Raw genomic sequence first — 25,436 nt, 5'->3', positions numbered from 1 at the left:
GCGCACGGTTCCACCGTGACCGGCCCGGGGCCCTCCCGCGTTGTGTCCGGTGTACAGCGAGTCTCGCCTTTTGGCCCGAAAGTCCAGCAGGAGCCCCATTGTTCCCGGTCTTGCCTTCCATCCGGACCACCGCCGCGCACGGCGTACCCCGAACGTCCCCCGGTGCCCGGCTGGGGGCCGTGGCGGCGGGTGCCGCCCTGCTCGTGTCGACCGGTTGCGGGATGTCCTCGGAGCTGCGCGGTGAGATGCCGACCGACATCAACGTGAGCAGCCCGATGATGCAGGAGGGGCAGCCGCTCCCGAGCGCGTACACGTGCGAGGCCGACGGCGAGCCGGTCTCACCGCCGCTGAGCTGGTCGGGACTTCCCGACGAGGTGGGTTCGATCGCGCTGGTCGCGGACGACCCGGGCGACGCCGCCGTGTTCTGGATGGTCTACGACCTGGACCCGCAGCTGGTCGAGCTGCGCCAGAACACCGTTCCGGGCGACGCGAAGGTGGGGCAGAACAGCGACGGGGACACCGCCTACGGGGCGCCGTGCCCCGAGGAGGGTGACATGCACGAGTACCGCTTCACCGTGTACGCACTGGACGGGACCCTGGACCTGCCCGAGGGAGCGGCGCTGAGCCTGACGTTGGAGGCCATCGCCGACCAGGCCGTGGCCAGGGGAACTCTGGTCACCAACAGCGAGTGAAATAGGTCATAATTGGCCTTTTCAGCGCCCCGGATACGGACGGATCCACCCATCTGATGACACGGGGATTAACTCAGGAAGCCTCTGTCGCCCTCTGCACACAGCGCACGGCAGCACATACAGTGGGTCTGTGCCCCTCGCCCCATTTCAGATGACCGATTCCCGTCCACCCGCCCCGCGGCGCCCTGTCCCGAGACCGCGTCGGACCACCGGCGGTAGCACCCTGTCAGCCACTCGGACTCGGTGCCCCAGGGCCACCGCCTCTTCCCCTCGACCGGCCCACGCCAGGCCGGTTCCAGGCGCTCCCCGGGCGCGGCCGACCTCCCCAAGGTAGTGCGTACACCATGACCGTCACCGTCATCATCATCATCGCCGTCGTCGTCGTGCTCGCCGTGCTCGTGCTCCTCCTGCTGGGGATGCGCGCGCTCAGCCTCGGCTCGCGTGAGGACGACTACGACGACGAGTACGAGTACGACGACATCGAGGACAGCGACCGGGACGACCGGCGCGACCGGGACGAGGGCCCCGAGGACGAGGGGGCTCCGCCGCGGGGCCGGTCCCGGAGGTCGCGCCAGGGCGGCGGGGGCAAGGCGGAACGGCGCCCCAAGGGCAGGCGCCAGCGCGAGGTGGACTGGGAGGACAGCGACTCCGACGGGCTCTCCGACAACGACTTCTGGTCGAGCCTGAGCGACGAGGCGCCGGCCCCGGCACGGTCCGGCGGGCCCGGGGACGCCGATGGTTACGCGGACGACGAGTACGACGACGGTTACGACGACTTCGACGAGCCCGAGCGGTCGGACCAGCAGCACACGATGATCATCCAGAATCCGTCCGGCGGGGGCGGCGCCCTGCCGCCCGCTCCCGCGGACCGAGGAGGGCCCACCGGCTCCTCCGACCTGGCGATGCTGGCCAGCCTGGGGCAGGGCAGCACGCCCGTCCAGCCCGAACCGGCCCCGCGGGGGCAGGAGCAGAACCCGCCGGAACAGCACCGGCAGGAGCCGATCCCGGACCGGTCGGCGCAGCCCCCCGCGCAGGGGCTCACCCCGGCCCAGCCCTCGGCCCTCCAGGACGAGGACCCGTTGGGCCCGGGCAGCTGGACTCCCCGTCCCCCTTCGACCGGCGACCCGTTCGAGGGCCGCGAGCCCGTCCGGCCCGCGGAGCGGCGCGATCCGCTCTCCGGCGACCCCCTGGGCGGTGGTCCTCTGGGCGGTGGCTCCTTCAGCGGCGACCCCTTGGGAAGCGGGGGACGCTCGTCCTACGACAGCGGATCCATGAGCCGTTCCGACTACCCTCCGCTGGGTGGCGGCACCGGTTCCGGCGGTGTGGGTTCGAGCGGCACGGGTTCCGTCGGCATGGGCGGTGGCGAGCGCCCCGGCTCCCCCGACCCCCTCGGCTCGGGTTTCCGCCCGGGCCCGTCCGGCTCCGACGAGCCGAGCTCACCGATCTGGTCCAGCATGGACACCGGTTCCCACCAGCGCCCGGACCTGTCCTCTCCGGGCGGTTACGGCGGAGGGATCGGCGGCGGTGGCGGGCTCTCCTCTCCCGGATCGGGTGCCCAGCCCGCGCCGGGACAGCCGCTGGGCGGCCCGAGTGTGCCCGGGTACTCGACACCCGGTGACTCGGACCCCCTGACCGGAGGGTACGCGTCGGGATCGTTCCGTTCCGGCCCGTCCTACGACACCGGTTCCTTCTCCCGGTCCGACTACGACACCGGCACCCACCAGCGCAGCTCCTTCGACAGCGGCACCCACTCACGCCCCGACCACCCCGGCGCCTTCCCCGGCCAGAGCGCCCCCGGCGGGAACCAGAGCGTGCCCGGAAACCCGAACGGACCAGGCCGCCCGGAGTACGACACCGGTTCCTTCTCCCACTCGGCCTACGACACCGACTCCTTCACCCGGTCCGACTACGACACCGGCACCCACCAGCGCAGCTCCTTCGACAGCGGCACCCACTCACGCCCCGACCACCCCGGCGCCTTCCCCGGCCAGACCGGCCCCGGCGGCAACCAGAGCGTGCCCGGAAACCCGAACGGACCAGGCCGCCCGGAGTACGACACCGGTTCCTTCTCCCACTCGGCCTACGACACCGACTCCTTCACCCGGTCCGACTACGACACCGGCACCCACCAGCGCAGCTCCTTCGACAGCGGCACCCACTCACGCCCCGACCACCCCGGCGCCTTCCCCGGCCAGACCGGCCCCGGCGGTCCGGGTGGTCCGAGCGGCGGCAACGCACCGCTGTGGGGCGGCCAGGACGACCCCGGCGCCTTCGGGGCGCCGAGTCGGCCGACCGTGCCGGGCGGGGGACAGAACCCCGGCCAGCCCTCCCCGTTCGACCACGGATCCGCTCTTCCCTCCGGGCAGGCCGGTGGCCAGGGCGGCCCCGCCTACCCCGGCGGGCCCGGCTACCCGACCGGCGCCTACCCTGCCGGACAGCTCCGCGGTGATCTTCCGACGGCCTACCCGGGCCACACCCAGCAGAGCGACCCCTACAGCCATCCCCAGTACCCCGGGGAGCAGGTCGGACCCGGCGGCCCCGGAGGACAGGGCGGTCCCGGAGGACAGGGCGGTCCCGGCGGTCAGGGCGGCTACTCCGACGTCCTGGGCGGCGGCGGGTACGCCCCGCAGCGCCCCGAGCCCGACTACGGTTACCCGCCCCTGGACGGCTGGCAGCCGCCGCGGGGAGACGACGACGGTCAGGGCGGCCCCGGACAGCAGCAGGGGCAGAGCCCCTACGGCCAGGCCCCCTACGGCCGACCCGATCCGGGCCAGAAGTACTACGAGGGCGGTTACGAGGACGGCCACTTCCGGTAACCGACCGGCAGCACCATCGCTTCACACCACCGAGGTGGCGGGCAGCCCCCGCCACCTCGGGTTTTTTCTGTCCGGACGTGCCACGGACATGTGAAGTAGGGAAAATGGTTACCAGAACCACAACAGAACGTAACACAGGGTCACCAAAATTGACTACAGTTAGTGATTGACAAAGCACCCTTCGCGGTGTCTCTGTCGTCACGCGCTCAGCCACGCACCCCCCGTTTCGGATACTGCCGTCCCCGTGCGCCGACGCATCCACCTTGCCTGGTCCAACCCGAACGGAGTAACCATGCGCAACGACGCCCAGGGAGCACCACCCGGTCAGCCGGAGGCCACCTCCCCGCTGCCCGGGACCCACACGGATCGCAAGGGGGTCGCCGCCGACGTCGGCGCCTCTCTCGTGGTCTTCCTGGTCGCCGTCCCCCTGTCCCTGGGGATCGCCGTAGCCTCCGGCGCCCCCCTGATCGCCGGGATCATCGCCGCCGTCGTCGGCGGTATCGTCGCCGGTCTGGTCGGCGGATCGGTGGTGCAGGTCAGCGGCCCGGCCGCAGGTCTGACCATCATCGTCGCCGACCTGATCATGACCTACGGCTGGCGGGTCACCTGCCTGATCACCCTGCTGGCCGGGCTGGTCCAACTCGCCCTGGGGGCCTTCCGCATCGCGCGGGCCGCCCTCGCCGTCTCCCCCGCCGTGGTGCACGGCATGCTCGCCGGGGTCGGCGTCACCATCGCCCTCGCCCAACTGCACGTGGTCCTCGGCGGAGCCCCACAGAGCTCCGCCCTGGCCAACATCATGGACCTGCCCGACCAGATCGCGCACAACCACACCGCCGCGGTTGCGGTCGGCGTCATCACCATCGCGATCATGTTCGGCTGGAACCGCCTGCCCGCCATCGGCCGTGTCCGGCCGGGCATGATCCCCGCCGCGCTGGTCGCGGTGGGCACCGCCACCGTCATCGCCACCCTGGGCCGTTGGGAGGTCGAGACCGTGGCCCTGCCCGCCTCGCTCGCCGAGGCCTGGAACGGCCCCATGCTGCCCGAGTCCGGCCAGTGGCACGGCATCGCCCTGGCCGTGGCGGCGGTCGCCATGGTCGCCAGCGTGGAGTCGCTGCTGGCCGCGATCGCCGTGGACCGCCTGCACACCGGCCGCCGGGTCCAGCTCAACCGGGAACTGTGCGGACAGGGCGCGGCCAACACCATCAGCGGTGCCCTGGGCGGCCTGCCCGTCGCCGGTGTCATCGTGCGCAGCACCGCCAACGTGCGCGCGGGTGCCCGCAGCCCGCTCTCCACCATTCTGCACGGCGTGTGGATCCTGCTGTTCGTCGCGTTCTTCGCCCACGTGGTCGAGCTGATCCCGATGGCGGCCCTGGCGGCGCTGCTGGTGTTCATCGGCGTGCAGATGGTGTCCCTGGCACACCTGCGCAACCTGCGCAGGCACCACGAGGCCAGCGTCTACCTGGTGACCCTGACCGGTGTGGTCTTCCTCGGCCTGCTGGAGGGGGTGTTCATCGGGTTCGCGCTGGCGATGGTCGTGTCCCTGCGCCGTCTGACCAGGCTCACCGTGGTCACCGAGGAACGCGCCGACCGTGTGCACGTCACCGTGCACGGTTCGCTCACCTTCCTGGGCGTGCCCCGGCTGGCGCACGTGCTGCGCACCGTCCCCGAGGGCGCCAAGGTCGACCTGGACCTGCACGTGGACTTCATGGACCACGCCGCCTTCGAGGCCATCCACGCCTGGCGGGTGGACCACGAGCGCACCGGCGGCAGCGTCGACATCGACGAGGTCCACGAGAAGTGGTACGCCCGCAGCTCCACCAGCTCGGCACCGGCCGCCAAGACCATTCCCAAGGGCCGCTGGTGGGCCCCGTGGGACATGCGCCGGGAGTCGGGGGCCGACCTGGTGGTGAACCCGCTGGGACTGCTCACCGCCGGAGCCCGCGAGTACCACGCCAGCACCGCCGACCGGATGCGTTCGGTGATGAGCCGCCTCTCACACGGCCAGCACCCGACCGCCCTGTTCATCACCTGCGCGGACTCCCGGGTGGTGCCGAACCTCATCACCGCGAGCGGCCCGGGCGACCTGTTCACCCTGCGCAACGTGGGCAACCTGGTGCCGCCGCACGGCAGCGCCGACGGTTCCGCCGGGGCGGCGGTGGAGTACGCGCTCAACGTCCTGCGGGTGCCCTCGATCGTGGTCTGCGGGCACTCGCACTGCGGTGCCATGCAGGCGCTGTCGGAGAAGGCCCACCAGGAACCGGAGGAGGTGGAGACCACCCACATCCGCCGCTGGCTGGCCAACGGCGAGGGGAGCCTGCGCCGGGCGGGGGCGGACAGCGGGGCGCTGGCCGGCCTGCCCTCTCCGGAGGCCCTGCGCCGTCTGGCCCAGGCCAACGTGGTCGAGCAGCTCGGCAACCTCATGGGGTACCCGGTCGTCCGCGAACGGGTGGAGTCGGGTGAACTGACCCTGTCCGGGATGTACTACGACCTGGAGACCGCCAAGGTGCACCTGCTGGACGCCGAAACAGGGGAGTTCTCCCCCGTGCAGAGCGCCCAGGACGTGGCCGAGGCGGTGCCGCGCCCCCGTACGGACACGGCGCAGGATCAGCCGCTGGACGGGTCGTCGTCGGGCGCGTCGTCCCGCCCGTCCTGCTGAACACCTGAGGCCTGGTAGGTGGCGAGCAGGATGATCACCACGATCGCCAGGATCGGAAGGCCGAAGAGGACCACCCAGAAGGCGGTGGAGTCGAACAAGAGTCACCCATTCCCGTGAACGCGGATGCCCGTCGGGCCGCCGACCCCGGAAACGTCGGCCCGCGGGCGTTCGCGCTCCGCTGTGCAACCGGGGTCCGGAGCGCAGGCCCAATCTACCGGTGCCACAGGGGATCGGACCATCACCGCCAGGCTGCAACCGTGTACCCACGCGGGTTTCGGCCGCGTCCGAACCCTGCGGGACCGTCATCCCGACGAACGACGAGATCCAGGGACGGGTCATCTCGATCCTCGTCACGGCGACATCTCCCCTGGGGTCGTCGCCGACACCATCAAACGCATGAAGTGCCTACCGGGGGGATGGCTCCAGTGACGACCTACCGAGTGAGGGTCAAACGATGGGAACGCGGCTGGGAACTCCACATCGACGATGACGCGTTCATCGTGGAGATCGAAGGGATCGAGGCCGACGCTGAGGTCGACGCCCCCGCCGACAGGGCCGGTCAGGTCCAGCGAGAGGCCGAGCGGGTTCAGCGGGAAGCGGTACGGATGGTCGGCCGTACCGTCGCGCAGCTCCAAAGACGCGGATTGAACAACCGGGAGATCGCCCGCTACCTGAGGATTTCTCCCCAACGCGTCTCACAGATCTCCGCGAGACAGAGGGGATCCGCTGTGCAGGAGGAAGGAGTCGGCCGATAAGCCGGATTCTGTCGGTCCTCGCGGACCGGACGGTCATCCATCTGGGGCCGCCGTTGCCGACGACCTCGGTGCGGTCTACCCGCGAACTCGGGCGGGCCGCCCTCGAACATCCGCGCGGGAACCCGGAGGTTCCCTTTTTGACCTTGCTCCGGGTGGGGTTTACCTAGCCGGTCGGATCGCTCCGACCGCTGGTGGTCTCTTACACCACCGTTTCACCCTTACCACCGCGAGCGGTGGCGGTCTGTTTTCTGTGGCACTGTCCCGCGGGTCACCCCGGGTCGGCGTTACCGACCACCCTGCCCTGTGGAGTCCGGACTTTCCTCGAACCCGCGCCGTGCGCGGGTCCGCGACCGTCTGGCCGACTCCCCCTCTGCCGGTCAGTCTACCGGCCCGGCAGGGGTCCGGCGGACCCGAAAGGGCCCTACCGGCGCAGGTGTGCGGTGTCGTTGAGGGAACGCACCACCTGGGGTCCGTCGGCGTAGCAGTCCACCTCGGTCAGGCACGCGGTGTCCAGGTGCATCCGGTACAGCGCGCCGACCGGGGCGAGCATCGCCTGCTGGACGGTCACCTTGATCGGGGTGACGTGGCTGACCACCAGGACCCGGCGGCCCCGGTGGCGTTCCAGGAGGGCGTCACGCGCCTTGCCCACGCGCCGGGACACCTCGGCGAAGCTCTCGCCGCCGGGCGGGCCCGTCTCGGGGTCGGACAGCCACCGGCTGACGTGCTCGGGGTCGCGCTCGCGCGCCTCGGCGAAGGTCAGCCCCTCCCAGGCGCCGAAGTCGGTCTCCACGAACCCCTCGTCCTCCTCCACCCGCAGACCGAGCAGGTCCGCCGTGTACCCGGCGGTCTGCCGGGTGCGCAGCAGCGGGGAGGAGACCACCGCGTCGATCCCCCACCCGGCCAGGCGGCGGGCGGCCGCCCCGGCCTGGGCGTGGCCCTCGTCGGTGAGCGCGATGTCACCGCGTCCGGCGAAGCGGCGTTCGACGGACAGCGGTGTCTGGCCGTGGCGGAGCAGGACCAGACGGGTCGGTTCGGTGTCCGGCGCGCCCCACCCCCGGCTCATTCGGCGACGGGAGCGTGCAGCCCCGACTCCTCGGTGCGTACCAGGATGCGGCGGCAGTCCTCGCAGCGCACGATCTCGTCGGCCGCGGCGGCGCGGATCTCGTTGAGCTCCACGGTGCTCAGCGCCAGCTTGCAGCCGTTGCAGCGGCCGTAGCGCAGCGGGGCCGCGGCCACACCGTCGTACTGGGCGCGCAGCTTGTCGTACAGGGCCAGCAGGTCGGCGGGGATGTCCGCGCTGACCCGCTCACGGTCCTGGGTGAGGCGCGTGCGGTCCCACTGGATCTCGGCGGCGGCGGTGTCCCGGCGGGCCGTGACCTCGGTGAACTTGGCGACGGCCGTCTCGCGCTCCTCGGTCAGGCGCGCGGCTCGTGCGTTGAGTTCCTCGGCCTGCTCCATGACCTCCAGGACGGTCTCCTCCAGCTCGGCCTGACGGCGGCCCAGCGAGGCGATCTCCGACTGGAGGTTCTGGAGTTCCTTGGCGTTGGTGATCTGCCCCGACTCGAGGCGCTTGGTGTCGCGGTCGGCGCGGGAGCGCACCTGGTCCACGTCGCTCTCGGCCTTGCGCTGGTGGCGCTCGACGTCGGAGGCCTTGGTCTGGGCGGTGATGAGCTCGGCGTCGATGGCGTCGACGCGCTCCTTGAGCTGGGCCGCCTCGGCGATCTCGGGCAGGCTCCGGAGACGGTGGTCCAGACGCTCGAGCTGGGCGTCGAGCTCCTGGAGGTCGAGCAGTCTGGCCTGAGCGGCGGGTTCGGCTTTCACGTGGGGTCTCCTGGGAATCGCGGTTGGGAGGCCGAAAAGGCCACCCGCGCCCTGTGCAGTTGTGGTCGTCGAGCAGGTGCTACACGTGCTCTACACGTGCTGGAAGGTCCGTGACCAGGCATCCGTCACGGTGGTCGACACGCGGATCTCCACGTTAGCCCCATTTGGACCACCCGTGCGCCCGAGTGCGTCAGCCAGGTGGGCGGCACCGTCGGCCAGCCACGGCCACTCGCTGGCGAAGTGGGCGGTGTCCACGAGCGCGGGAGCGCCCGGTTCCTCGACGAACTCCGAGGCCGGGTGGTGGCGCAGGTCGGAGGTGACGTAGGCGTCGACCCCGGCGGCGCGGGCCGCGCCGAGCAGGGAGTCACCCGCTCCGCCGGAGACCGCGACGGTGGTGACGAGGCGGTCCAGGTCACCGGCCACCCGGATGCCGCCGGCGGTGGCGGGCAGGCCCCGGGTGACCTGCTCGGCGAAGTCACGCAGGACCAGCGGCTCGTCGAGCTCGCCGATCCGGCCGATGCCCCGCCGCCCCTCGGGGTCGCTGGTGTCGGGCTCCAGTGGACGCAGCCGCCCGGTGAGGCCGACCGCGCGGGCCAGGGCGTCGGAGACCCCGGGCGAGGCGGTGTCGGCGTTGGTGTGCGCGGTGTACAGGGCCACCCCGGAGCGGATCAGGCGGTGCGCGATCCGGCCCTTGGGGGTGTTGGCGGCCACACTGGTGACCCCGCGCAGCATCAGCGGGTGGTGCGTGATGACGAGGTCGGCGCCCCAGGTCACGGCCTCGTCGACCACCGCGTCCACCGGGTCGACCGCGAAGAGGATCCGCTCCACCGTCTGCGCGGGGTCGCCGCAGACCAGGCCGACCGCGTCCCAGGAGGCCGCCCACTGGGGCGGGTAGACCTCCTCGAAGGCGGCGGTGACGTCGGACAGGGTGACAGGATGCGCGGTCGAGGTGCTCACGGGCACGAGACTAACGCCCTCCTCACCCCGCGTGACAACACCGGCCCGCCCGGGGCGGGTTCACCGGGGCAGGCCGGTGGCCATCGCGGCCAGGCGCGCGGTGACCTCGGCGGGGGCGTCCAGTTCACGGGTCGCCCCCAGGGACAGGACCACGGCCGTGTACTGGCAGACCAGGTCCAGGGAGTCCGCGCTGATCCTGACCTCGCAGCGGTCCGGCCCCAGGGGGGCGATCCGGCCGGGCAGGGGTCCGTACAGCCGCCGTCGCACCTCCTCCTCGGCCAGCTCCAGCGTGATCGTGACCGTGTGCCGGTACGTGCCCTGGGCGAACAGCCGGGTGAGGAAGGAGGCGGGGTCGGGCGCGGGCAGCTCCCGGGGCTCGAAACGGCCGTGGGTGGGGCGCACGTCGTGCAGCCGGTCCACGCGGAAGGTCCGCCAGTCGCCGCGGTCGGTGTCGTGGGCGATCAGGTACCAGTGGCCGCCGTGGGAGACCAGGTGGTGGGGTTCGACCCGGCGTTCGGTGCGGTTCCCGGAACGGTCCCGGTAGACGAAGTCCGTGACGGCGCGCTCGTGGCGGCAGGAGGCCAGCGACCCCAGCACGGACGGGTCCACCCCGGGGGTGTCCGGGTACGGGACGACGGACGCGGCCCCGCTCACCGCCCTGAGCCGGGGGCGCAGCCGCGCGGGCAGGACCCGTTCGAGTTTGGCCAGCGCTCGCAGGGCGCTGTCCTGGACGCCGGTCGCGGTGGTCAGGGCCAGCGCGGTCGCCACCGCCTCCTCGTCGTCCAGCAGCAGGGGCGGCAGGTCGCGGCCGGAGACCAGCCGGTACCCGCCCGCCACACCCGGGGTGCCCTCCACCCGGTAGTCGATCTCGCGCAGGCGCTCCACGTCCCGGCGCAGGGTGCGGGCGCTCACCCCGAGCCGCTCGGTGAGTTCGGCCCCGCTCCACTCGCGTCGGACCTGGAGCAGGGACAGCAGCCGCAGCAGGCGCTGCGGCAGGCTGCCCCGCACCGACCCCCCGGCCTGCCCGGACTGATCGCTCATGTCTTCCATGCTGCCAGCCATTGCGGCCGACATGTGACCGCATCGGTCCCTACGTTGGCCCCATGAGCGAAACCACACGTGAGACCACGGAAAAGACGGACCCGCTGAACGCACTCCTGCGGGAAGGGGTGCGCGGAGCGGTGCACGCCCCCGGAAGCCGGGGCCACGAACGGGGCCGGACCGGGATGCAGCAGGTGGACCGGCACGCGCCCGACGCCGTCGTGGAGGCGGCCGAGACCGAGGACGTGCGCGCCGCGGTGGCGGTCGCCGCCCGGCTGGGGCTGCCGGTGGCGGCCCAGCGCACCGGACACGGCCACGGCACCGGGATGCGCGGCGGGATCCTGGTGGACACCCGGCGCCTGGACGGGGTCGGTGTCGACCCCGAACGCCGCACCGCCCGCGTCGGGGCCGGGGCCACCTGGCAGGACGTGATCGACGCCGCCGCCCCGCACGGGCTGGCCCCGCTCTCCGGCAGCGCGCCCGGGGTGGGCGCGGTCTCCTACACGCTCGGCGGCGGGCTCGGCCTGATGGGCCGCCGGTACGGGTACGCGGCCGACCACGTCCGGAACCTGGACCTGGTCACCGCCGACGGGGACCACCGCCGGGTGGACGCCCGGAGCGACCCGGAGCTGTTCTGGGCGCTGCGCGGCGGAGGGGGTTCGTTCGGGCTGGTCACGGGGATGGAGTTCGGCCTGTTCCCGGTGGAGCACCTCTACGGCGGCAGCCTGTACCTGGACGCGACCGACTCCCCGCAGGCCCTGGACGGCTGGCGGCGATGGGCCGAGCAGACACCCGAGGAGCTCACTTCCGGAGTGTCCGCGCTGGTCTTCCCGGACATGGAGGGCGTGCCCGGACCCATGCGCGGACGGCTGGTCGTCCAGGTCTCCCTGGCCTGGTCCGGTCCGGTGGAGCGCGGACCCGATCTGGTGGAACCGCTGTACTCACTCGCCCCGGTCCTGATGGACACCCTGCGCGAACTCCCCTACACCGAGTCCGGGGCCGTGTTCGACGACCACGACGACCCGGCCGCCTTCCGAGGCGAGGGGATCCTGGTGGACGCCCTGGAGCCCGGGGCGCTCACCGGGCTCCTCCGGCTGGCCGCCGCCGAGCGCCCCTTCATGAGCGTGGTCTGGCTGCGCCACCTGGGCGGCGCCATGGCCCGACCGCCCGAGGTCCCCGGCGCGGTCGGCCACCGGAACGCCGCCTTCGCGCTGAGCGCGCTCACCTTCACCGAACCCGGTTCCCCGGATGACGCGGCCGCGGCCGCCCTGCGCGCCGAGGTGGCCGGGCTCTTCGCCGACCGCACCCTGGGCCGTTCGGCCAACCTGAGCTTCGGAGCGGTGGACGCGGACGAGGTCCGCGCGATGTTCGCCCCCGAGGACCTGCGGAGGCTGGTGGAGGTGCGGGAGCGGGTCGACCCGCACCGGCGCCTCCACACGAACCGGCCGCTCCCGTCCCCGGAGCGCACCGGTTGACCGGTGGCCGGAGGCAGCGGGCGGGCCCGTGTCCCGGCCCGTCCGCCTGCTCCGGCAGGCCCCGCGCGGCCTCCCCTCCGCCCCACCCTCGCGAGCGGTTCTCCGGGCCGGGCCGGTCCACCCCCGGTCCGCCCGGCCTGTGACCACCCGCACGCCGCACCCACCTGCGGGCCGCGCCTAGAGTTGGTCCGCGATGAACAACACCGAAGAGCGACCCCAGTCCCAGGTCCGGCAGTCCCCGGTCGGAGCCCACGTGCCCGTGGCGGGCGGCATGGCCACCAAGGGCCTGGCCTACGCGGAGAAGATCGGCGCCGAGACGATCCAGGTCTTCGTCTCCAACCCCCGGGGGTGGGCGACCAACGGAGGCGATCCGGCCCAGGACGCGATGCTGCGCGAGCGCACCGACCTGCCCGTGTTCGTGCACGCCCCCTACCTGATCAACCCCGGCACCCCCAGCGAGGAGACCGCCGCCAAGTCCCTCACCTCGATGGAGCACGCCCTGCGCCGCAGCGCGCAGATCGGAGCGCTGGGCGCGGTCATGCACACCGGCTCGGCCGTCTCGGGCACCCGCGAGGAAGGGCTGGCCCGCGCCCGCGAGCGCCTGCTGCCGATGCTGGAGCGCCTGGGCGAGGAGGTGCCGCCGCTGCTGTTGGAACCGATGGCCGGGCAGGGCCAGGTCCTGTGCGCCACCGTCGACGACCTCGTCCCCTACTTCGAGGCCCTGGACTGGCACCCGAACGTGGGTGTGTGCCTGGACACCGCGCACCTGTTCGCGGCCGGGCACGACATCTCCACCGTCGAGGGCATGCGCGAGGCGCTGGACCGGTTCGGCGAGGTGGTCGGCGCCGACCGGCTCAAGCTGATCCACGGCAACGACTCCAAGGCGCCCTGCGGCAGCAACAAGGACCGGCACGAGAACATCGGCAAGGGCCACATCGGCGCCGAGCCGTTCGCGGAGCTGTTCCGCCACCCGGTGACCGCCGGGGTCCCCATCACCCTGGAGACCCCGGGCCCCGAGGGTCCGCACGCCGAGGACGTGACCACCCTGAAGAAACTGCGCGCCGGGGCCTGAGCCGTCCGGCCCCTCGGAACGGAGGCGGCCGGGCCGCCTCCGTTCCGGGCCCGGGGTCAACCCTGGTCCGCCTCGGACGAGAGCCGGGCGGCGGCTTCGTCGGCCAGCCGCGCGGTGTCGGTGATGATCCCCCGGGCCAGGAAGGTGGCCACGAGCACCAGGGCTCCGCCGATGCAGAAGGGCAGGGCCAGGTCCGCCCGGCCGAGCAGGCCGCCCAGCAGCGCGCCGACCGGGGTCAGACCCCAACTGATCGCCCTGCTCGCGCCCGAGACGCGTCCGCGCACCGCGTCCGGGACCACGGTCTGGAAGTAGAGGCTGCCGGCGACGTTGGAGACGACCACGAAGAACCCCACCCCGGCCAGGGCGAGGAAGGCCGGGTAGGGGTCGCCCACGAGTCCCGTGACCACCAGGCACAGTCCGAAACCGCTGTATCCGCCGATGACCACGGCGCGGCGCCCGACCCGGCGCAGCAGACGGGACACCACCAGGGAACCGGCGAACCCGCCGACCGCGCTGGAGAGCAGGAAGAGCCCGAAGAGGGCGGCCGGGACCCCGAGGTCGTTCCGGACGTAGAGCACCAGTACGGCCCCCGCCATGGTCATGCCGGTCATCGTCCCGGCGTTGCAGAGCATGTTGCCGCGCAGGAGCCGGTCGGTGAGGACCAGGCGCACCCCCTCACCGAGCGGCCGGAGGAAACCCCTCTCCTGCTCGGAGGCGAGACCCGGGGGATCCTCCACCGCGGGCAGCGGGGCGGGACGGCGCCAGACCATCGGGACGGCGCACAGCAGCACGACGCACAGCGCGTAGGATCCGGCGATCCCCAGGAGCGGCGCGGTCGCGCCGGCGGCGAACAGGAAGCCGGCCACGGGTTTGCCCAGGCAGTCCTGGGCGACCAGGCGGCCGCTCTCCACCCTGCTGTTGGCCCGGTCCAGCAGTCGGGCGGGAACCAGTCGGACCACGGTGATGCGACCGGCCGGGTCGGAGACCGTCTCGCAGGCGATGACCACGAACATCGCCGCGTACAGCGCCCAGACGGAGAGGTGGCCGGTGAGCATCGCGCCCGCCAGCGCGACCATGGTCAGTGCCGCGACCGTGTTGGACACGACCATGGCGCGCATCCGGTGCACCCGGTCGATGAGCAGGCCGGAGACCGGGGCCAGCAGCAGCCAGGGCAGGAACCGCACCGCGGTCAGCCCGGAGATGAGCAGCGGGTCCTGGGTCAGGGAAAGGGCGATCAGTGGCAGCGCCACGACCAGCATGCCGTCGGCCAGGTTGGTGAAGACCCCGGCGCCCCAGAAGCGGTGGAAGGTGCCGCTGAGGCGCTGGTCCCGTGGGGTGGTCGCGGGGGTGGTGCCGGAGTGTGCGGTGGTCACTGCGGTGCTCCTGAAGGGGGGTGGGTCCAGGTGGCTCAGCGCGGAGGGTCTCCCGCCTGGCCATGGCTGTCGTCGTGGCTTCCGCTCGGGCCCTCGTCTCTTTCGGAGGGGTCCGGGACGTCGACGAGGTTGGGGAACAGGTCGGTCTGCAGCTCGACCGCTTCGGTCTCGGGGTGCTCCTCGGCGGTGCGCCCCTGGTAGCGGCGGGCCCACTCCCGGGCCAGGGCGTTGATCTCCCCCGCGAACTCCTCGGTCTCCTCGGGGGTCAGGCGCAGGTGGGAGACCGAGTCCTGGAACGCCCTGCTCCAGCGGCGCACCTTCGGGGAGTCGGTGTGTTCGCGGGCGATCCGCCGCCAGCGCTCGGCGCGTTCCTGCCGCCCGCGGTAGTAGCCGTCCAGGACGATCTCGGCTGCCTCGCGGGTGGCGGGGCTCCGCAGGAACTCCGTGCCGCGCATGTTCCAGCCGCCGGGGCGGGCCCGCCACCAGCGGTCGCGCCCGCCCGAACGCCCGGGGTCGGTCTCGACGAACCCGAACCGGGAGAGCTGGCGCAGGTGGTAGCTGGTGGACCCGCTGCTCTCCCCCAGGCGCCTGCCCAGGATGGTGGCGGTCGCGGGCCCCTGGACGGAGAGTTCGTCCAGGATCCGGGCGCGCAGCGGGTGGGCCAGGCCACGCAGGGCCTCGGCCCCGATCTCCATGGAGCGGGGGCCGGGCTCCGTCGTTTCCTCTTCTTCGCTCATGCCCCGAACCGTACTCCAAAGACTTCTTTGCAAAAATACCTTTGCAGAAACTTCTTCGGAAAACTTTCGGCACCGCGTCCTGACTCCCGGGGAACCCCGACCCCTGAAGAACCGTCCGATGGGCGACAATGGGCACGGGCCCCGTGGCGGGACGGAGCCCGGCAACCGAGGAGGGTGTTCACCGGATGGAACCGTTTCTCATGGTCATCGGGGCAGCGATCGCGGCCGCCGGCTACTTCGCGGGCCGACGCACCGCCCGCCGCGAGGCCAGGCGGGAACTCCAGCAGCACCAGGGCTTCCCCCAACCCCAGCTCCAGGGGCAGCGCACCCCCCAGGCGGTCTGCGGCTGCGGCCACAACCTGGTCTTCCACGACCAGGAGACCAAGCGGTGCCAGACCCAGGTGGTCATCCCCGGCCGCTGGACCGGCCAGGCCAACTCGACCTACCGCCAGTGCATGTGCCAGGGGTACCGCGGCCCCATGCCCGTCGACGAGTACTACGCCCCCGACTACCTCGACGGCACCAACCCCTGAACCCGGCCGGTCCCCGAACCGCCCGGTTCCCGCCACGGTGCGGAGCCCGCCTCGCCCGGGCCCGCCACCCGCCCGCGGGTGGACCCGGGACCGAGCACCGGCGTTCGTGCGGGAACCTGGGAGTGCGGACGGCGACGCGCCGGGATGACAACACCCGCGCGCACCGCGAGAATGTCCGCGCACCGAACAGCCAGAGAGTGGACGTTAACCAGTGACGACCCCTGTGACACCCACGATCGACCAGCTCATCGCCGAGGAGCTCGGCGTAGGCGCGCACCAGGTCAGTGCCGCCGTCGACATGCTCGACGCCGGGTCGACCGTGCCCTTCATCGCCCGGTACCGCAAGGAGGCGACCGGAGCGCTGGACGACGCCCAGCTGCGCGCCCTCGAGGAACGCCTGCGCTACCTGCGTGAACTGGCCGAACGCCGGAGCGCGATCCTGGAGTCGATCCGTTCCCAGGGCAAGTTGGACGACGAGCTGGAGGCCCGCATCAACGCGGCCGACTCCAAGGCCCGTCTGGAGGACATCTACCTCCCCTACAAGCCCAAGCGCCGTACCAAGGCCCAGATCGCCCGCGAGGCCGGCCTCGAACCGCTCGCCGAGGGCCTGTTCGGGGACCCGAACCAGGACCCGCAGGAGGTCGCCGCCGCCTACGTGGACGCCGACAAGGGCGTGGCCGACATCAAGGCCGCCCTGGACGGGGCACGCGCGATCCTGGTGGAGCGCTTCGCCGAGGACGCCGACCTCACCGGCACGCTGCGTGAGCGCCTGTGGGAGAAGGGGCGCCTGGGGTCGGCGGTCCGCGAGGGCAAGGAGGAGTCCGGGGCCAAGTTCGCGGACTACTTCGACTTCTCCGAACCCCTGACCGCGCTCCCCTCGCACCGCGTCCTGGCCATGTACCGGGGTGAGAAGGAGGAGGTCCTCACCCTCACCCTGGAGCCGGAGCCGGCCCCCGAGGCGGGCCCCGACGGAACCGTGCCGCGCAGCACCTACGAGAACGCCATCGCTTCCCACTTCGGGATCGTGGACCGGGGGCGCCCCGGCGACCGGTGGATGCAGGACACCGTGCGCTGGGCCTGGCGCACCCGCATCCTGGTCCGCCTGGACATCGACGTGCGCATGCGCCTGTGGCAGCAGGCCGAGGACGACGGCGTCAACGTCTTCGCCTCGAACCTGCGCGACCTGCTCCTGGCCGCGCCCGCCGGAAGCCGCGCCACGCTGGGTCTGGACCCGGGTCTGCGCACCGGTGTGAAGGTCGCCGTCACCGACCCGACCGGCAAGGTCGTGGCCACCGACGCCGTCTTCCCGCACGCCCCGCGCCACGACTGGGACGGGTCGATCGACCGCCTGGCCAAGCTGTGCGCCGCCCACGACGTGGAGCTGGTCGCCATCGGCAACGGCACGGCCTCGCGTGAGACGGACAAGCTGGCGGGCGAGCTGATCCAACGCCACCCCGAGCTCAAGCTCACCAAGGTGATGGTCTCCGAGGCGGGCGCCTCGGTCTACTCGGCCTCGGCCTACGCCTCCGAGGAGCTGCCGGACCTGGACGTGTCCCTGCGCGGAGCCGCCTCCATCGCCCGGCGCCTCCAGGACCCCCTGGCCGAGCTGGTCAAGATCGACCCCAAGTCCATCGGGGTGGGCCAGTACCAGCACGACCTGGCCGAGGCGAAGCTGTCGAGGTCGCTGGACGCCGTGGTCGAGGACTGCGTGAACGGTGTGGGCGTGGACGTCAACACCGCCTCGGTTCCGCTGCTGACCCGGGTCTCGGGCGTGACGTCGACCCTGGCCCGCAACATCGTCTCCCACCGCGACGCCAACGGCCCCTTCCGCACCCGCGACGCCCTGCGTTCGGTGCCGCGGCTGGGCCCCAAGGCCTTCGAGCAGTGCGCGGGCTTCCTGCGCGTACCCAACGGCGACGACCCGCTGGACGCCTCCGCGGTGCACCCCGAGGCCTACCCGGTGGTGCGGCGCATCCTGGACCGGACCGGGACCGACCTGCCGTCGCTGATCGGTGACAAGAAGGCGCTGTCGAGTGTCCGGCCCGAGGACTTCGTCGACGACAAGTTCGGTCTGCCGACCGTCACCGACATCCTCAGCGAGTTGGACAAGCCCGGCCGCGACCCGCGCCCCGCCTTCACCACCGCCACCTTCAAGGAGGGCGTGGAGAAGCTGAGCGACCTGGAGCAGGGCATGATCCTGGAGGGGGTGGTCACCAACGTGGCCGCCTTCGGCGCGTTCGTGGACGTGGGCGTGCACCAGGACGGCCTGGTCCACGTGTCGGCGCTGTCGCGCAAGTTCGTGGAGGACCCGCGCGACATCGTCAAGCCGGGTGACATCGTCAAGGTCAAGGTGCAGGACGTGGACATCCCGCGCAAGCGCATCTCACTGACCATGCGCCTGGACGACGAGGCACCGGCCCCCGCAGGCCAGGACCAGGGCGGCCGGAACCAGGGCGGCAGGGGCGGCGGCCGCGGCAACCGCGGTGGCGGCCAGGGCGGCAACGGCGGTGGCCGCGGCGGCGAGCAGCGCCGTGACAAGGGCGGCCAGGGCAGGGGCGGCCGCGGCAACGGTGGCCGGGACAGCGCTCCGGCGCCCTCGGGGGCCATGGCCGAAGCTCTGCGCCGCGCCGGTCTGACCAAAGGCTGAAACTCGCCCACGGGCGTGAGAACACGGCTGAATGCCACGGGTGAGAGACCGGTGGGAGAGCTGTGAGCGACGGAGGGGGCCTGGGCCCCCTCCGTTTTTCGTGCCGCCCTTCTCCGCCCGTCTTCCACACCATCCTCACACATCACCCCAAGGGAACGAACGAGCACTCAAAGTGGCCCTCCTTCGTCGATCAAGTTATATTTTGCCAGTGATTTGACAAGGGCTGACGTCGTTTTTTCTTTTTTTCTCCCAGGTGCTACCCACCGGTGGGCTTCCTTGTCCGGACTGCCGATCGCAAGGCGCCAAAGATCAGAAATTCCCTCACACACTCAGAGTTCTCTGACACCGGACAACGCAAACACCGGCTCTCCAGAGTTTGCCGTCCATGTGCCCTTCTTTGCCTCCGCCGCATTCAGGTGAGCCACCGGAGGAGATACGTCTTGGGAGAGGGACAGTTCCGTCCCCCGTGTCTCTCGTAAGGGTTCTGACCTCATGGGCAACGAGCAGCGCACCGAAAAGCCCGCACCCCGGCGCCGGTCCACCGAACGCCCCTCCCCTGCCGAACGCCTGCGCAAGGCCCAGGAGCAGTTCGAGGAACTCACCGGCATCGAGGTCGAGTGCGTCTCCGGCATGGAGAAGTCGGGTGAGGGCTGGACCCTGAACCTGGAAACCCTGGAACTTCGGCGGATACCCGACACCGTCAGCTTGCTGGCCACCTACGCCCTGGAGGTCGACGAGGACGGCTCCCTGGTCTCGTACCGCAGGACCGACCGCTACACCCGTGGCCGGGCCAACGGCTCCTGAGACGACCCACCGCGTGGCCCGCTCCTGGTCAACCGCCGAAACCGAACAGCCAAGGAAAACCGACAGGAGGCAACCCCCATGACCGTCATGCAGCAGTCCTCAGGCTCGGGAGGACGCTCCGGCAACCTGTACGAGGTCCTCGACCTGATCCTCGACAAGGGGCTGGTGATCGATGTCTTCGCCCGGGTCAGTGTCGTCGGGATCGAACTCATCACCATCGACATCCGCGTCGTCGTGGCGAGCGTCGACACCTACCTGCGCTTCGCCGAGGCCTGTAACCGCCTGGACCTGTCCGCCAGCGGAGGCGCGGGGTTGCCGGACATGCTCGACAGCGCGACCCAGAAGGGCGCGCACAACAAGACCAAGGGGGCGCTGAGCGGCGCGAAGGAAGCCATCACCGGCTCCTTCGAACAGGGGCGCGAGGACGAACGCGAGGGCAAGGAGAAGGAGGCCGCAGCCCCCAAGCAGCGTGATACGGACGAGGCGGACCGTCCCCGCAAGCGCAGGAGCGCGTCCGGTTCCAGCAGAGGGGCCGAGAAGTGAGCACCTACGTCTACGGCATCGTCCGGAGCACGTCGGCCCCGGACCCGTCCGCCCTCGGCGGAGTGGGAGACCCCCCGGGCGAGATCCGCCTGGTCCGCTCGGGAGACCTCGCTGCGGTGGTGAGCACCGCACCTGAGGGCCTGCTCCCCAAACGACGCGACCTCAGCGCCCACCACGACGTCCTGATGTTCCTGGGGGAACGGGGAGCGGTCCTGCCCATGCGCTTCGGCGCGGTGGCGCCGGACGACGCCGAGGTCACGTCGGAACTGGAACGGGGCAGGCAGCGTTACGAGGAGCTGCTCGACCGGTTGGAGGGGCGCGTCGAGTTCAACGTCAAGGTCTCCCACGTCGAGGAGGCCGCTCTGCGGGCCGTGCTCACAGAGGACCCGGAGCTCCGTCAGGCCAACGAGCGGCTGGTGGCGGCGGGCGGGGGCAGTCCGCCCGACCGCATGGCCTTCGGAGAACAGGTCGCGCACGCGTTGGAGGACCTCGAACGCCACCACGCCGACCTCGTCACGCCTCCGCTGGCCGCTCTGGCCGAACGCGTGGTCACGGGCCCTCCTGTCGGCACCAGCCTGGCCAATCTCTCCCTTCTGGTCCCCCGAGAGCGCATGAAGGAGGTCGAATCCGAGGTGGACGGGCTGCGCCGCTCCTTCGGGCCTCTCATGGAGTTCCAGCTGAACGGCCCGCTTCCCCCCTACAGCTTCGTCGACGACCCGGACGAATGACATCCGCCCACCTCCGGAAAGGGACGAGAGCCATATGGGACTGCTCAAGGCGATCCTCACCGCCCCACTCGCGCCGGTTCATTTCGTCGAATGGACGGCGCAACAGGTTCTGGACAGCGCCGAACGAGAACTCTACGACCCCTCCGTGATCCGACAGAGGTTGGCCGAGCTCGCCGAGAAAGTGGATTCCGGCGAGATTTCCGAGGAGGAGTTCGACCGTGCCGAGGACGAACTCCTGTCGCGGTTGTCCGAGCCCGGGCAACCCCAGGACGGTGAATGAGACGGGGGACGAATCATGAGCAACGCCGCGAAGATCGTGTTGGCCGCCATTGGCGGCTACGTCCTGGGGCGCCGAAAAAAATTCAAGCTCGCACTCGCGCTGGGCATGTTCTTCGGCGCGAAGAAACTGAAGATCAAGCCGCAGGACCTGGTGAGCGGTCTGCGCAAGGAGGTCGCCGAGTTGCCGATCGTGAGTGAGCTGGGCGAACAGACCCGCGAGCAACTACTCACCGGGGCCCGGGACGCAGTCAACAAGATCGTGGCCAAGTGGGCCGAGAACATGGCCGACGCCCTCACCGAACGGACCGCGAACCTCACCGAGGCCGCGACCGGGACCGGCGGTACCGAAGAGCCTGAGTCGGACGAAGCCGAGGAGAAGCCCGAACCCGAGGGCGAAGCCGGGGAGAAGCCCGAACCCGAGCCCGAGGCCGAGGAGAAGCCCGAACCCGAAGACGATTCCGAGGAGGAGCCCGAACCGGAACCCGAGCCCTCGGCACGGAAGCGCCGCAGCCGGGCCAAGAGCTCCGAGACCAAGCAGTCCTCGCGCCGGAGCTCATCCGCCGCCAAGAGCACGTCGAGCGGATCACGGAGCGGCACGCGCAAGACCACCACCCGCAAGCGGACGAGTGCGAAGAAGCAGGAGCAGGACGATGAGCGCGAGTGAGGACGGGGAGCGCGGCCCCCTCGCCAAACTGCGGGAAGCCGCGGACCGCAACGAAGGCACGTCCAAACTGGCCGACGCCCTCCAGGACTACCTCTCCGTCAAGGCGCGCGACGTGGTGAACGGCGCTTCCCGAAAGCTCGGTCAGACCGTCGAGCGCATGACCGGCGAGGGCGGCTCCGGCGGTGCCCTGGCCAAGGGTGCCGAGAAGCTCTCCGAGGGCGAGGGCCCGGTCAAGGGCGTCATGGCCGCCGCGGGTCAAGGGGTCAAGGACAAGGCCAAGAATGCCTTCAGCGCGCTGACCGGCGGGGGCGGCAGCGGTGGGGGGAGCGGAGGCAACAAGGCCACCAACATCGTCGAGGACATCGACGTCGGTGTGCCCGTGCGCGTGGCCTACAACCAGTGGAGCCGGTTCACCGACTTCGGCGAGTTCGCCCACCGGGTGGAGAGTGTCGAACAGGAGGACGAGACCACCACTCAGTGGCGGGCGAAGATCTTCTGGTCCAGCCGCAACTGGAAGGGCACCGTCACCGAACAGGTCCAGGATCAGCGGATCGCCTGGACGAGCGAGGGCGCGAAAGGCACCACCAGGGGTGTGGTCACCTTCCACCCCCTCGGCGAGAACCTCACCCGGGTCCTCCTGGTCACCGAGTACTCGCCCCAGGGGTTCTTCGAGCGCACCGGCAACCTCTGGCGCGCCCAGGGCCGGCGCCTGCGTCTGGAGCTCAAGCAGTACCGCCGCCACATCATGATGCTCAGCGAGGAGGAGGCCGGCGACCTGGAGGGATGGCGCGGGGAGATTCGCGACAGCGAGGTGGTCCGCTCCCACGAGGACGCCGTCGAGGAGGAGCAGGAACCCGAGGAAGGCGGGGAGGACCAGGAACCCGAGGAGCCTGAGGAGGGCGAGGAGGACCAAGAGCCCGAGGAGCCCGAGGAGGCTGACGAGGGCTACGAGGACGATCAGTACGACGAGGAGGAGGACCAGGAACCCGGGGAGGGCGAGGAAGAGCAGGAGGACTACGACGAGGAGGCTGACGAGGGCTACGAGGACGACGAGCCCGAAGCAGACGAGAAGCGCTGAATCCACCCCTGCCCGCCCCCTGCCGGACCGAGTGATGGAGTTACCAGGAGGCATACGTGACGGAACCGACGCCCTGGCGGAGTCATCGGCAGGAGGTGCGCCCCCGGGGTGGTTCGTCCTCGGCGAGTCTGGCCGACGTCCTGGAAAGGGTCCTGGACAAGGGCATCGTCATCGCGGGTGACATCAAGATCAACCTGCTCGACATCGAACTCCTCACCATCAAGCTCCGCCTGCTCGTGGCATCCGTGGACAAGGCCAAGGAGATGGGAATCGACTGGTGGGAACACGACCCCGCGCTGTCCTCCAAGGCCATGAGCCGGGGTGACGAGGAACTGGCCGAGGAGAACCGCCGGTTGCGTGAGCGCATCGCCGCCTTGGAACAGCACCGCTCGCCCGAGCTCGAGAAGCAGGGCCGAGACCTCCCGGAGACAGGGTCGGAGGCCGACAGCCGTGAGAGGGCACCGGGCCCGCGCACCGCCGAGGAGGAGTAGTGAGCCAGCCGGAACAGGCCAGCTACGTGTACGCCGTGACCCGGCCGCTCCCGTCCGGGGAGCTCGGCAAGGTCAGGGGGGTGGGTCGGCACCCGGTCCACCCGGTCGAGGAGGACGGTCTGGTGGCTGTGGTCAGCACCGTGCCGCTGAACGAGTTCGACGAGGACGCGCTCCGGGCCAACCTGGAGGACCTGCGCTGGCTGGAGGAGACGGCTCGGGCCCACCACTCGGTGGTCGAGGCCCTGGCGAACACCGCCACGACCGTCCCGCTGCGGCTGGCCACGGTGTACCGGAACGAGGACCGCGTGCGCGAGGTCCTGCGGCAGGACCACGCGATGTTCGACGCCGTGCTGAGACGGCTGTCAGGCCGGACGGAGTACAGCGTCAAGGTCTACGCCGACCCCGCTGAGCGCGCCGCGGCGGTGGAAGCGCCCCCGCAGCCCGACCCCGGAGAGAGTCCGGGCAAGGCCTACCTGCGCAGGCGCCGTGAGCAGCGCGAGCGCCAGGACGACACCTGGCGGGTCGCCGCAGACCTGTGCGAGAGCACCGACGCCGCGCTGACGGCGTGGGCGCGGGCCCGCGCCCAGCACCGTCCGCAGGACTCCTCCCTGGCCGGGGTGCCGGGTGAGAACGTCATGAACCTGGCCTACCTCGTCGCGGCAGAAGACGTGGAACCCTTCCTGACCGAGGCCCGGCGGCTTCAGGACCGAGCGCCGGCCGGCACCAGGGTCGAGGTTTCCGGGCCCTGGGCCCCGTACTCCTTCGCCTCCGCCGAGCCCTCCGGATCCCGCGAACCCGACGGAGACCGGGTATGAGCTCCGACGGCTTCTCCGGTTTCCCCGAACACGAGGGGAGCTTCACCGGGATCCCCGAGAACACCAGCAACCTGGCGCGGCGGCCGGACGACGACCACCCGCCGGCGGACCGTGACATCTCCCTGGTCGACCTGCTCGACCGCGTCCTGGGCGCGGGGGTGGTCATCACCGGGGACCTCACCATCTCCATCGCCGACGTCGACCTGGTGCGCGTCTCACTACGCGCCCTGGTCTCGTCGATCAACGAGGACGTGCCCTCGCCCTGGGAGCACGGCCACCCGGTCAGGGGCGTCGCGGGGAGGGAACGGACATGAACGAGGAACACCGGGAGACGGAACCTCCCCGTGAGGCTTACGAAGAGCCCCGGGAGGGCTACGTGTACGACCTCGACGACGAGAGCTGGCAGGAGGACGGCGCTGGGCCCCGGCTCCTGGACCGCCTCCAGCAGGCTCTGGACGGAACCGTGCCGCACCCGCGCTCCGAGCCCCACGGGGTCTCCCGTGCCTCCGGCGCCGGAGACCGCAGCCTGCGCCAGCGGATCGCGACCGATCCCGACACCGTCGAACGCGACCTGATCAAACTGATCCTCACCGTGGTCGAGCTCGTGCGCCAGCTCATGGAACGGCAGGCGCTGCGCCGGGTCGAGCAGGGCGACCTCAGCGACGAACAGGAGGAGCGCATCGGAGTGACGCTCATGCTGCTGGAGGAGCGGATGACCGAGCTCCGTGAGCGCTACGACCTGACGGTGGACGACCTCAACCTGGATCTGGGACCTCTCGGTTCGCTGCTACCCCGGAACGGGGGCGGCCCCGACCGCTGAGCCCTCCCAGGTGATCGCCCCCGACGACCCGCGAGGTGCACCTGGCCGAGGTTGGCACCGTGCACACGGGGGTGCTCACGCGCCCGTGCGACCGGGTAGGAACGGGCGAAGCGTTCGGCCGGCCAGGGCGGGTGTTCCGACCAGTCCCGCACCTCCGCGGTGCCTGCCACCACGTCCGCCGTTCGGGCCAGGTCCAACTGCACGGCTGTCCGGTGCGCAGGAACCAGGGTGTCGGCGTCGGTGGTGGTCAGCCATACGTCCTCCATCGCCCCGGGGCGGGCCAGCTCCAGGGCACAGGCCGCACCCGCGCGTCGGGCGGCGCCCACGTTGCGGTGGGCGGCCTCGATGACGTGGGCCCCCTCGCCCCGGGCGAGGGCGGCGACGAGTGTTCCGCCTTCGCCGAGAGGGCCTCGGTCCTCTCCAGCAGGAGGTCGAGGTCGGGGTCGGGGTCGGGGTCGGGGTCGTCGAAGTAGTGGAGCAGCTCCGAGAGGACCACGAGGTCGAACTCGCCCGGCGGCCACTCTTCGGGGCCCCTGGCCCGCGACACCTCGACGTGGGGTGACTCCACGAGGTCACGCTGCGCCGGGTCGCTCAGGGCGCGCCACCGCTGCCGGGTCCGGCCGCCGCCCGGGAGCGGGA

Annotated in this window: 26 protein-coding genes and 1 other RNA gene; 17 read left to right on the top strand and 10 right to left on the bottom strand. The window is 71.4% G+C overall.

Translation table 11 applies throughout. The features are described from left to right. The first annotated feature begins 98 nt into the window (after positions 1–98). The 3 genes from D458_RS0120050 (at position 99) to D458_RS0120040 (ending at position 6,164) form a co-directional block, all read left to right on the top strand. Complete coding sequence (locus tag D458_RS0120050) at positions 99–692, top strand: YbhB/YbcL family Raf kinase inhibitor-like protein (protein ID WP_017588522.1); 594 nt, start codon at positions 99–101, stop codon at positions 690–692. A gap of 344 nt (positions 693–1,036) precedes the next feature. Further along, positions 1,037–3,508, top strand: a complete 2,472-nt coding sequence (locus tag D458_RS36775; protein ID WP_026119501.1) for a hypothetical protein — start codon at positions 1,037–1,039, stop codon at positions 3,506–3,508. 292 nt (positions 3,509–3,800) lie between these two features. Continuing rightward, positions 3,801–6,164: a SulP family inorganic anion transporter gene (locus D458_RS0120040; protein ID WP_017588521.1), complete on the top strand. Its 2,364-nt coding sequence runs from the start codon at positions 3,801–3,803 to the stop codon at positions 6,162–6,164. Here the strand turns inward: D458_RS0120040 and D458_RS37025 are convergent. The 7 genes from D458_RS37025 to D458_RS0120010 all read right to left on the bottom strand — a co-directional run bounded on the left by D458_RS37025 (position 6,113) and on the right by D458_RS0120010 (position 10,738). Then, positions 6,113–6,262 (bottom strand): hypothetical protein, encoded by a 150-nt coding sequence (locus D458_RS37025; protein ID WP_017588520.1) that lies wholly within the window; start codon positions 6,260–6,262, stop codon positions 6,113–6,115. The two genes, D458_RS0120040 and D458_RS37025, sit on opposite strands and share 52 nt — an antisense overlap. 252 nt (positions 6,263–6,514) lie before the next feature. Further along, positions 6,515–6,799, bottom strand: a complete 285-nt coding sequence (locus D458_RS35115; protein ID WP_063825740.1) for a hypothetical protein — start codon at positions 6,797–6,799, stop codon at positions 6,515–6,517. A 101-nt stretch (positions 6,800–6,900) separates the two neighbouring features. Further along, positions 6,901–7,285: RNase P RNA component class A (gene rnpB, locus D458_RS34935), an RNA gene on the bottom strand. 55 nt (positions 7,286–7,340) lie between these two features. Beyond that, entirely contained in the window at positions 7,341–7,982 is a 642-nt protein-coding gene (locus D458_RS0120025) for a histidine phosphatase family protein (protein WP_017588518.1), read from the bottom strand. Beyond that, entirely contained in the window at positions 7,979–8,740 is a 762-nt protein-coding gene (locus D458_RS0120020) for a zinc ribbon domain-containing protein (protein ID WP_017588517.1), read from the bottom strand. The genes D458_RS0120025 and D458_RS0120020 overlap by 4 nt, the downstream gene beginning before the upstream one ends. A gap of 90 nt (positions 8,741–8,830) precedes the next feature. Continuing rightward, a complete protein-coding gene (locus D458_RS0120015) occupies positions 8,831–9,703 on the bottom strand; it encodes a Nif3-like dinuclear metal center hexameric protein (RefSeq protein ID WP_017588516.1) in 873 nt (290 codons plus the stop codon). Between the two features lie 54 nt (positions 9,704–9,757). Further along, complete coding sequence (locus D458_RS0120010) at positions 9,758–10,738, bottom strand: helix-turn-helix transcriptional regulator (protein WP_017588515.1); 981 nt, start codon at positions 10,736–10,738, stop codon at positions 9,758–9,760. A gap of 62 nt (positions 10,739–10,800) precedes the next feature. On the opposite strand from D458_RS0120010, the gene D458_RS0120005 reads away from it, so the two are divergent. Both D458_RS0120005 and D458_RS0120000 read left to right on the top strand, forming a co-directional pair. Continuing rightward, complete coding sequence (locus D458_RS0120005; protein WP_017588514.1) at positions 10,801–12,213, top strand: FAD-binding oxidoreductase; 1,413 nt, start codon at positions 10,801–10,803, stop codon at positions 12,211–12,213. 193 nt (positions 12,214–12,406) lie between these two features. Then, on the top strand, positions 12,407–13,285 hold the full coding sequence (locus D458_RS0120000) for a deoxyribonuclease IV (protein WP_017588513.1): 879 nt from the start codon (positions 12,407–12,409) through the stop codon (positions 13,283–13,285). Positions 13,286–13,341: 56 nt separating this feature from the next. On the opposite strand, the gene D458_RS0119995 is transcribed toward D458_RS0120000, so the two are convergent. Beyond that, positions 13,342–14,658, bottom strand: a complete 1,317-nt coding sequence (locus D458_RS0119995; protein WP_017588512.1) for an MFS transporter — start codon at positions 14,656–14,658, stop codon at positions 13,342–13,344. Between the two features lie 35 nt (positions 14,659–14,693). Beyond that, a complete protein-coding gene (locus tag D458_RS33765; protein ID WP_040702599.1) occupies positions 14,694–15,395 on the bottom strand; it encodes a winged helix-turn-helix domain-containing protein in 702 nt (233 codons plus the stop codon). Positions 15,396–15,580: 185 nt separating this feature from the next. On the opposite strand from D458_RS33765, the gene D458_RS0119985 reads away from it, so the two are divergent. The 12 genes from D458_RS0119985 to D458_RS37635 all read left to right on the top strand — a co-directional run bounded on the left by D458_RS0119985 (position 15,581) and on the right by D458_RS37635 (position 24,797). Next, positions 15,581–15,928 carry a hypothetical protein gene (locus D458_RS0119985; RefSeq protein WP_017588510.1) on the top strand — a complete coding sequence of 116 codons (348 nt, stop codon included), beginning with the start codon at positions 15,581–15,583 and terminating at the stop codon, positions 15,926–15,928. A gap of 211 nt (positions 15,929–16,139) precedes the next feature. Continuing rightward, a complete protein-coding gene (locus tag D458_RS0119980; protein ID WP_040702598.1) occupies positions 16,140–18,575 on the top strand; it encodes a Tex family protein in 2,436 nt (811 codons plus the stop codon). A 492-nt stretch (positions 18,576–19,067) separates the two neighbouring features. After that, a complete protein-coding gene (locus tag D458_RS0119975; RefSeq protein ID WP_017588508.1) occupies positions 19,068–19,379 on the top strand; it encodes a gas vesicle protein GvpO in 312 nt (103 codons plus the stop codon). Positions 19,380–19,457: 78 nt separating this feature from the next. After that, positions 19,458–19,922 (top strand): gas vesicle structural protein GvpA, encoded by a 465-nt coding sequence (locus tag D458_RS0119970; protein WP_017588507.1) that lies wholly within the window; start codon positions 19,458–19,460, stop codon positions 19,920–19,922. Continuing rightward, the gene (locus D458_RS0119965; RefSeq protein ID WP_017588506.1) at positions 19,919–20,650 is read left to right on the top strand and encodes a GvpL/GvpF family gas vesicle protein; all 732 of its coding nucleotides are present in this window, start codon (positions 19,919–19,921) and stop codon (positions 20,648–20,650) included. Before D458_RS0119970 ends, D458_RS0119965 begins: the two co-directional genes overlap by 4 nt. A 34-nt stretch (positions 20,651–20,684) precedes the next feature. Then, complete coding sequence (gene ccmI / locus D458_RS0119960) at positions 20,685–20,930, top strand: c-type cytochrome biogenesis protein CcmI (protein WP_017588505.1); 246 nt, start codon at positions 20,685–20,687, stop codon at positions 20,928–20,930. A gap of 15 nt (positions 20,931–20,945) precedes the next feature. Further along, positions 20,946–21,593, top strand: a complete 648-nt coding sequence (locus D458_RS36770) for a hypothetical protein (RefSeq protein WP_017588504.1) — start codon at positions 20,946–20,948, stop codon at positions 21,591–21,593. Beyond that, a complete protein-coding gene (locus tag D458_RS0119950) occupies positions 21,580–22,671 on the top strand; it encodes an SRPBCC family protein (protein WP_017588503.1) in 1,092 nt (363 codons plus the stop codon). The genes D458_RS36770 and D458_RS0119950 overlap by 14 nt, the downstream gene beginning before the upstream one ends. Positions 22,672–22,727: 56 nt before the next feature. After that, positions 22,728–23,162: a gas vesicle protein gene (locus tag D458_RS0119945; protein WP_040702597.1), complete on the top strand. Its 435-nt coding sequence runs from the start codon at positions 22,728–22,730 to the stop codon at positions 23,160–23,162. After that, the gene (locus D458_RS0119940) at positions 23,162–23,977 is read left to right on the top strand and encodes a GvpL/GvpF family gas vesicle protein (protein ID WP_017588501.1); all 816 of its coding nucleotides are present in this window, start codon (positions 23,162–23,164) and stop codon (positions 23,975–23,977) included. Before D458_RS0119945 ends, D458_RS0119940 begins: the two co-directional genes overlap by 1 nt. Further along, positions 23,974–24,291, top strand: a complete 318-nt coding sequence (locus D458_RS0119935) for a gas vesicle protein (RefSeq protein ID WP_017588500.1) — start codon at positions 23,974–23,976, stop codon at positions 24,289–24,291. The genes D458_RS0119940 and D458_RS0119935 overlap by 4 nt, the downstream gene beginning before the upstream one ends. Continuing rightward, a complete protein-coding gene (locus D458_RS37635) occupies positions 24,288–24,797 on the top strand; it encodes a gas vesicle protein K (protein ID WP_017588499.1) in 510 nt (169 codons plus the stop codon). The genes D458_RS0119935 and D458_RS37635 overlap by 4 nt, the downstream gene beginning before the upstream one ends. 247 nt (positions 24,798–25,044) lie before the next feature. Here the strand turns inward: D458_RS37635 and D458_RS37240 are convergent, their stop codons facing one another. Next, positions 25,045–25,365: a hypothetical protein gene (locus tag D458_RS37240; protein WP_083936365.1), complete on the bottom strand. Its 321-nt coding sequence runs from the start codon at positions 25,363–25,365 to the stop codon at positions 25,045–25,047. Positions 25,366–25,436 lie beyond the last annotated feature (71 nt).

The sequence above is a fragment of the Nocardiopsis ganjiahuensis DSM 45031 genome, assembly GCF_000341085.1.
Taxonomy (GTDB): domain Bacteria; phylum Actinomycetota; class Actinomycetes; order Streptosporangiales; family Streptosporangiaceae; genus Nocardiopsis; species Nocardiopsis ganjiahuensis.
Note: the sequence above shows the minus strand (reverse complement) of the source record. Positions and strands in the feature narration are given on the sequence as shown.

Coding starts and splice junctions, on each gene's coding strand:
- D458_RS36775 (WP_026119501.1), top strand. CDS start 1,037: ATGACCGTCACCGTCATCATCATCATCGCCGTCGTCGTCGTGCTCGCC.
- D458_RS0120040 (WP_017588521.1), top strand. CDS start 3,801: ATGCGCAACGACGCCCAGGGAGCACCACCCGGTCAGCCGGAGGCCACC.
- D458_RS0120025 (WP_017588518.1), bottom strand. CDS start 7,982: ATGAGCCGGGGGTGGGGCGCGCCGGACACCGAACCGACCCGTCTGGTC.
- D458_RS0120010 (WP_017588515.1), bottom strand. CDS start 10,738: ATGAGCGATCAGTCCGGGCAGGCCGGGGGGTCGGTGCGGGGCAGCCTG.
- D458_RS0120005 (WP_017588514.1), top strand. CDS start 10,801: ATGAGCGAAACCACACGTGAGACCACGGAAAAGACGGACCCGCTGAAC.
- D458_RS0120000 (WP_017588513.1), top strand. CDS start 12,407: ATGAACAACACCGAAGAGCGACCCCAGTCCCAGGTCCGGCAGTCCCCG.
- D458_RS33765 (WP_040702599.1), bottom strand. CDS start 15,395: ATGAGCGAAGAAGAGGAAACGACGGAGCCCGGCCCCCGCTCCATGGAG.
- D458_RS0119985 (WP_017588510.1), top strand. CDS start 15,581: ATGGAACCGTTTCTCATGGTCATCGGGGCAGCGATCGCGGCCGCCGGC.
- D458_RS0119975 (WP_017588508.1), top strand. CDS start 19,068: ATGGGCAACGAGCAGCGCACCGAAAAGCCCGCACCCCGGCGCCGGTCC.
- D458_RS0119970 (WP_017588507.1), top strand. CDS start 19,458: ATGACCGTCATGCAGCAGTCCTCAGGCTCGGGAGGACGCTCCGGCAAC.
- ccmI (WP_017588505.1), top strand. CDS start 20,685: ATGGGACTGCTCAAGGCGATCCTCACCGCCCCACTCGCGCCGGTTCAT.
- D458_RS36770 (WP_017588504.1), top strand. CDS start 20,946: ATGAGCAACGCCGCGAAGATCGTGTTGGCCGCCATTGGCGGCTACGTC.
- D458_RS0119950 (WP_017588503.1), top strand. CDS start 21,580: ATGAGCGCGAGTGAGGACGGGGAGCGCGGCCCCCTCGCCAAACTGCGG.
- D458_RS0119935 (WP_017588500.1), top strand. CDS start 23,974: ATGAGCTCCGACGGCTTCTCCGGTTTCCCCGAACACGAGGGGAGCTTC.
- D458_RS37635 (WP_017588499.1), top strand. CDS start 24,288: ATGAACGAGGAACACCGGGAGACGGAACCTCCCCGTGAGGCTTACGAA.